Annotated in this window: 2 protein-coding genes; both read left to right on the top strand. The window is 61.4% G+C overall.

The annotated features are described in order from the left end of the window. Nucleotides 1–1,515, top strand: a 1,515-nt coding sequence (locus VJR68_RS00585; protein WP_324145602.1) for a non-ribosomal peptide synthetase, incomplete at its 5' end; no start/stop codon positions are given. 42 nt (nucleotides 1,516–1,557) lie between these two features. Beyond that, nucleotides 1,558–8,027: non-ribosomal peptide synthetase (locus VJR68_RS00580; protein WP_324145601.1), on the top strand; the 6,470-nt coding region annotated here is incomplete at its 3' end.

Raw genomic sequence — 8,027 nt, 5'->3', positions numbered from 1 at the left:
CTGGACGCGGAGGGCAACTGGGCGGACAACGAAGGGCAGCCGGCATCCAATCCGCGGCCATCGGAGCTGGGGCTTGAGCCGCGGCACCTGGCCTATGTGATCTACACCTCCGGCTCAACCGGTACGCCCAAGGGCGTGATGAATCAGCACGATGGCGTGCTCAATCGCCTATGCTGGGCACGCGATCAGTTCCGTCTCGTCGCCGCCGAGGCGGTGTTGCAAAAGACTCCCTACAGTTTCGACGTATCGGTAGGCGAGATGTTCCTGCCGCTCTTCAGTGGTGCGCGGCTCGTGCTGGCGAAGCCTGGAGGGCATCAGCAGCCTTCGTACTTGTTGGACGTCCTGGACGCGGAAGCGATTACCACGGTCCATTTCGTACCGTCGATGCTGCAGCAGTTTCTCAATGAGGCCGAAGGTGTTTCGCTGCCTTCCCTGCGCCGCGTATTTTGCAGCGGCGAAGCACTGACCTATGCCTTGCAGCATCGCTTCGAAGCGATGTTTCCTGGTGTCGAGCTATACAACTTATATGGTCCAACCGAGGCGGCGATCGAGGTGACGGCATGGCGCTGCACCGCAGACTGGACTGGTCCGGCGGTGCCCATTGGCCGGCCCATCGCCAACGTGCAGATCTACCTGCTCGATCCGGCAGGCCATCCGGTGCCGACAGGGGTGCCAGGCGAGCTCCATATCGGGGGTATCGGCGTGGCACGCGGATATTTGAACCGGCCGGCGCTTACGGCGGAGCGTTTTGTCGAAGACCGCTTCGGTGAGCGCAGGGGAGGTCGGCTCTACCGTACCGGCGACCTGGCCCGGCGTGGCGCGGACGGGGTGATCGAATATCTGGGCCGCAACGATTTCCAGGTCAAGTTGCGCGGTTTCCGCATCGAACTGGGGGAAATCGAGGCGGCTCTGCTGGCCTGCGAGGGCGTGTTGGAAGCAGCAGTGACGGTACGCGAAGACACGCCCGGCGATCAGCGCCTCACCGCTTATGTAGTGGGCGAGGGGATTTCCCCGCAACGGCTGCGTGAGCAATTGCAGTCGCGGCTCGCCGACTACATGGTCCCAAGTGCCTACGTGCAACTGGAAGCGCTGCCGCTTACCACCAGCGGCAAGCTCGATCGCCAAGCCTTGCCTGCACCAGGTCACTCGGCTGTCATCACGCAGCCATACGAGGAACCACAAGGTGAAATCGAGCAGGCTGTGGCCGCCATCTGGCGAGAACTTCTGGGAGTGGAGCGTGCCGGCAGGCATGATGATTTTTTTGAACTGGGTGGTCATTCGTTGCTGGTAACCCAGTGCATCGTGCGGATCAGGAAGGCACTTGGGGTCAGTGTTCCCATGCTGCAGTTCTTCGCAGCAGCGACGCCGGCCAAGCTGGCCCAGGCGATCGTGGCTGAAAAACTCGCGCAATTTGCGGCAGAAGACGTCCAGGCGCTGGCCGAAGACATCGATGGCCTTTCAGACGAAGAACTGAAACTTCTGCTGCAGCGCGAGCGCGACGGCATCTCCGGTTGATACACCAACGCCATGGCGAATCAAGGAACGAGAACTACATCGATGAGTGCGAACAACGATAGGGACGCGCTGAAGCGCGAGCTGCTCCTGCTCCGGCTCAAGCGCGCAGGGGCTCAGGCGAAAATCTCCAGCCAGACCGAGGTCATCCGGCCAGCCGAACGCGAACAGTCGCTACCGCTTTCCTGGCCGCAGCGACAGCTTTGGTTCCTGCAGCAGCTCAATCCGGCGGCCAGCGTGGCCTATCACCTGCCGGCCGTTCTTCGCCTCGAAGGGCGGCTGGACGAGGCGGCGCTAAGGGCTGCGCTTGAGCGTGTCATGGAAAGGCATGAAGTGTTGCGTACGCGCTTCAGCATGCTTGAAGACGAGCCGGTGCAGGTCATCGATACCTACCATGCCGGCAGCTTTCCCCTGGTTGAATATGATCTGCAGGGTCTTCCTCCCGGCCGGCAGCAGGCCGCAGTGGATGAGCATCGTCATTCCGAAGCCCACACGTTATTTGATCTGGAACGCGGTCCGCTAATACGTGGCCGCCTATTGCAGCTGCATGACCACCTGCACCTGTTGCTTATCACCCAGCACCACATCGTGACGGACGGCTGGTCCATCCGCTTGCTGGTGAAAGAGCTCTCCGCTCTGTATGCGGCTTTCAGCCGTGGCCAGACAGATCCGTTGCCCTCGCTCTCCCTGCAGTATGCGGACTATGCGGTGTGGCAGCGCCATGGTTTCCGCGATGGTGCATTGGATCGGCAGCTTGGCTACTGGAAGGAGCAGCTCGATGGCGCTCCCGCACTGCTGGAATTGCCTACGGACCGCCCGCGCCCGCAGGTAATGGAGCATGCATGCGGAACCATGCCCGTGCGCTTTGGCAAAGCCCTGGCCGATGGCTTGCGCAAGCTATGCCGGCGCCACGACGTCACGCTGTTCATGACCTTGCTGGCGGCGTGGTCCGTAATGCTGGCGAGGCTGAGCGGGCAGGACGATATCGTGATCGGAACACCGGTGGCAAATCGGGAGCGCGATGAGGTCGAGCCGCTGATCGGCTATTTCGTCAACATGCTGGCGCTGCGTATTCCCATCGATGCCGGCGCCACCGTGGACAATCTGCTCAAGGAGGTCAAGGACATTACCTTGGCGGCCTATACCCACCAGGCCGTGCCGTTTGAGCGGGTAGTGGATGCCGTACAGCCGGTGCGCAGCCTCAGCCATAACGCGATCTACCAAGTAGGCCTGACACTCAACCAGCTGGATGAAGGCGCTGCATTGAACCTTCCGGGCCTACAGCTGGTGTCGCTTGAAACGCCCCGTACCGTCACGCATTTCGACTTGCTGCTGGCACTCAATGAAACACCCGATGGCCTGTCTGGGGGCATCGAATATGCCAAGGCGCTGTTCGATGACACTACGGTCAGGCGCTTTGTCGATCAGTTGGAAGTATTGCTGGAAGCCATTGCGCTGGGCGAAGGACGATGCCTCAACGAGCTGCCTCTGATCCGTGCCGGCGAACGCGAACAGGTGCTGCGCGGCTTCAATGCCACTCAAACTGCTTTTGACGAAAGCGTGTTGCTGCACCAGCACATTGAGGTGAACGCGACGGAGCTGCCGGAATCACCTGCCGTGGTGTTTGGCGCGCAAACGGTTAGCTATGACCGGCTCAACCGGCTGGCCAACCAAGTAGCCCATCGACTGATCGCGCTCGGTGTTCGTCCCGACGATCGGGTTGCGATCTGCGTCGATCGCAGCATCGAAATGCTCGTCGGGGTGCTGGGCGTGCTCAAGTCCGGCGCTGCCTACGTACCCATCGACCCGGCCTATCCGGCCGAACGCAAAGCGTACATGTCCCAGGATTGCAGGCCGAAAGCCTGGCTAACCCAGTCGTGGTTGCAGGAGCAGGTTCCGGAGGGCATGCCTAGCCTGCTGCTGGATCGACCGGAGCCATGGGCGGATGAGCTGCAGAGCAATCCGGATCCCGTGGCTCTGGGTCTGCACTCGCGGCACCTCGCCTATGTGATCTATACATCCGGCTCTACTGGATTGCCAAAGGGTGTGGCCGTGGAGCACCGCAGTGTCAGCAATATGCTGTTGCTGAAAACTGCCGATCGAGGCAGCCGCGTCCTCCAGTTCAACTCCTTCAGTTTCGACGTATCGGTATACGAGATTTTCATGGCGCTTTGCCATGGCGCAACGCTGTATCTTTGCGACCGCCAAACCACGCTGGACAGCGATCGCCTGGCCCGCTTGATAGATGGCCAAGCCATTACGCACGCCAACTTGCCGCCGGCCCTGCTGGCTGCATTGCCCGAACAGGTGCAGTTGCCGTCGCTAACCACGCTAATCATAGGCGGAGAAAAATCCAGCCGTACCCTGGTCGCCCGCTGGGGCAAGGGTCGGCGATTGCTCAATGCCTATGGACCGACCGAGGCCACGGTATGTGCCTCGCTATACCTCTGCCAGGTGGATGACGTACTGGATCCATCCATCGGTACGCCCAATCCCAATACAAGCATCTACATCCTGGACGCGCATCGGCAGCCCGTGCCCGTTGGGGTGGTGGGTGAAATCTACATCGGCGGCGCAGGTGTGGCTCGCGGCTATCTGAACCGACCGGAGCTGACCGCCGAGCGCTTCGTCGAAGATGCCTTCAGCGGCGGCGGCACGGCGCAGCTGTATCGGACAGGTGACTTGGCTCGTTGGCGCATCGACGGGAGCATTGAATATGTCGGGCGCAGCGATACTCAAGTAAAGATCCGCGGCTTTCGCATTGAATTGGGTGAGGTCGAATCCCGCCTAAACGCGCTGCCGGGTGTCAGGCAGGCGGTGGTGGAACCCCAGGAAGACGCCGCCGGTAACAAGCGCCTGGTGGCCTACGTGGTAGCGGACCGGGAACGGGTTGTCGAGCTCTGGCCTTCGGTAGCCGAGTATTTCATTTACGACGAGCTGCTCTATCAGCTCATGTCCACCGACCCGTATCGAATGCGCGCATATCGCGAAGCGATCGGCCGCGCGGTGAAAGACAAAGTGGTGCTGGAAATCGGTTCCGGTCAGGATGCGATTCTTGCCCAGCTATGCATCGAAGCCGGCGCCCGCAAGGTGTACTCGGTAGAACTGCTGCAAGACATGCACCTGAAAGCCAGGGCTGTCGTGGAGCGTCTAGGCCTGGATGAGCGTATCGAACTGATCCACGGCGACATCACCAGGGTCGAATTGCCCGAGCCGGCTGATATCTGCGTGTCGGCCATCGTAGGGCCGATCGGCGGCTCCGAAGGCGTGAGCGTCCTGCTCAACAGCGCCAGGCGCTTGCTTCAGCCGGAAGGAGCGATGTTGCCGGTACGCACGGTGACCAAACTTGCGGCCGTCACCCTGCCGGACGCATTCCTTGCCGATCCAGGATTCACCGAGATCAGCGGCGGCTACGTGGACAAAATCTTCGCCGCCTGCGGCTATCGCTTCGATCTCAGGTTGTGCCTGCGCGGCATGGGCAAAGATGATTTGGTTTCGACTGAAGGCATATTCGAGGATTTGGACCACGCCGGCGTCACGCCCGTTGAAGGATTGCGCAGCGAGCGCATCCAGATCACCCGCGATGCGCGCATGGATGGCTTCCTGGTTTGGCTCAACCTTTACACCGCGCCGGACGTACTGGTCGACATCCTGGATCGCGAGCATTGCTGGCTGCCCGTCTACATGCCCGTGTTCTATCCGGGCGTTGGCGTGCGAGCAGGCGATGTCATCGAGGTGACCATTGAAACTTCCTTGTGCGAGAACGGCATCAATCCTGATTACCGTCTGCATGGCAAGCTGCTGCGCCAGGACGGTAGCAGCGTGCCGTTTCAATACGATTCGCTCCATTACAAGGCTGTCTATCGCAAGCATCCTTTCTACGATGCAATCTTTGCGGACGACTTGCCGGCCATCAAAAGTTCTGCTGCGCCATGTTCGGCTGAAAGGATACGCATGCAGCTGAAGGCGTTGCTGCCGGATTTCATGCTGCCGTCTTCGGTGCTGCTGCTCGAACAGTTGCCATTGACGCCCAATGGCAAGGTCGACCGGGCGAAATTGCCCAAACCCGAAGACGCTGCGCCGCCGAACAAGGTGGAACCGCCGATGGGCGATACGGAAGTCGCGCTTGCAAAGTTATGGCGAAGCCTGTTGGGCGTGGCGCAAGTCGGGCGCACCGAACATTTCTTCGAACTAGGCGGCCATTCGTTGCTGGCAGTACAGCTGATCAGTCGCGTGCGCCAGGAGATGCGGCTGGACGCCGCCCTCGGCGATCTGTTCGCGCATCCCACCTTGGCGGGATTCGCCAAAATCCTGGATGCTGCTGCACGCTTGAGCACCACGGCTGCGATCGGCAAGGCCGATCGCAGCGGGCCGCTGCCGGTGTCCTGGTCGCAGCAGCGTCTGTGGTTCCTCGACCGCTTCGATCCGGCTGCCGCAGCGGCTTACCACATTCCAGTCGCGCTGCGGTTGTGCGGAACGTTGAACAAGACGGTAGTGCGCGCTGCGCTGGACTGCATCGTGGCGCGGCACGAGATCCTGCGCACGAACTTCGCGTTGCCGGACGATAGCGATACGCCGCTGCAGCTAATCGGCGAGCCTGGGCAAGGCTTCTGCCTGGCCGAGACCGATCTGCGGGCGCTGTCCGCGCGCGAACGCGACGCTGAAGTGGCGCGTCTGCAAAAAGAGGAAGCGAATCACCACTTCGACCTGGCGGCCGGGCCGCTTATCCGTGGCCACCTGCTGCAGTTTACGGATGGCGAACATCTGTTCCTGGTGACGCAGCACCACATCATTTCCGACGCGTGGTCGATTGGCGTTCTGATCGGGGAATTCTGCGAAGCGTATCGCGCCATCGCAGAAGGCCATCCGGATACGCTGCCCCCGCTTGCTTTGCAGTATGCCGATTACGCGGCGTGGCAGCGCCGCTGGCTACAAGGCCCGGAGCTCGCCAGGCAACTTGCGTACTGGACCCATCACTTGGCTGGCGCGCCCCCCCTGTTGACTTTGCCGTCGGATCGCCCACGCCCAGCGCGGCAGAGCTACGCCGGGGGATCCCATTTGTTTGAGCTGCCGCCTGAATTGGTGATGCGATTGCGCCGTGCCTGCCAGGCAACAGGGACCACGCTTTTCATGGTGCTGCTGGCTGCCTGGGCCACGGTTCTGGGTCGCCTGAGTGGCCAGGAAGAGGTGGTGATCGGCTTGCCCGTGGCCAATCGACGATATCGCGAGTTTGAGTCATCCATCGGCTTCTTCGTCAACACGCTGGCGGTTCGCGTGCGCTGGGCTGCGGCCCCATCCGTGGAAGAGCTGCTGGCTATGGTGAGGGAATGCATGCTCGATGCCTATGAGCACCAGGACTTGCCATTCGAACAGGTGGTGGAAGCGCTCAGCCCTCCGCGCAGCATGAGCCATAGTCCGGTTTTCCAGGCCACTCTGACGTTGAACAACGCCAATGGCAGCGTTTTTGATCTCCCGGATCTGGTCGTGGAAAACCTGCGTACCGAGCACGATGCGGCCTATACCGATTTGTCGCTGCTGCTGACCGAAACCGGTAACGATTTGGCTGGCGAGCTGAAATACGCCAGGGATCTCTACGATGAGGCAACCATCGCGCGCTGGACTGGACATTGGCTGGACGTGCTGGACGGTATTGCCCGGTTGTCCGTCATGGAACCGCGTCGTCTGCCATTGTGGGGTGAAGCGGGACAGGCCCGTTGGCTGGAGATGGCCGGCAGCACCATCCAGACGCATGCGCCGGCATCACGGGTCCACGAGTGGTTCGAGGCGCGCGCCGCTGCGGCGCCTGAGTCAGGCGCGTTGGCGTACGCAAGCGAAACGCTCAGCTACGGTGAATTGAATCGCCGCGCTAATCAGCTGGCGCATGCCCTGCGTGCCATGGGCGTTGGCGGGGGCACCCTCGTTGGCGTGTGCGCCGAACGCGGTTTCGGCCTGATGGTTGGCGTGCTCGCCGTCTGGAAGGCAGGAGGGGCTTATCTGCCGCTCGATCCGGGGTATCCATCCGAGCGGCTTGCCTACATGCTCGAAGACAGTACGCTGGCGGTGGCCATCGTTGAACAGGGCCTGGAAGATCGTCTCGAGGCATGCGGTTGGAACGGTGTGCTGCTATCCATGGACAGCGCCGGCCAGTCGGCGATGTGGGCCGGTCAACCACAAGGCAACCCGCACAGTAATGCCCAGCCCGGCGACGTGGCCTATGTGATCTATACCTCCGGTTCCACTGGACGGCCCAAAGGCGTGTTGGTTGAACACGCGGGGCTGTGCAATCTGGCGATGGCGCAAGGCGACTGGTTTGCGCTCGATGCTGCCAGTCGGGTGCTGCAATTCGCTTCGCCGAATTTCGACGCGAGCATCTGGGAAATCGTCATGTCACTGTGTCATGGCGCCTGCCTATGCCTAGCTTCGGTGGAAGATCTGCGTCCAGGCGCCCCCTTGCTGGCGTGCCTCCAGCAGCATGCCATCAGCCATGTCACGCTGCCTTCGGCAGTGCTTGCAAC

Origin of the sequence: Dyella sp. (assembly GCF_035277725.1) — a bacterium.
GTDB lineage: Bacteria > Pseudomonadota > Gammaproteobacteria > Xanthomonadales > Rhodanobacteraceae > Dyella_B.
This window is presented reverse-complemented; position numbering and strand designations above follow the sequence as displayed.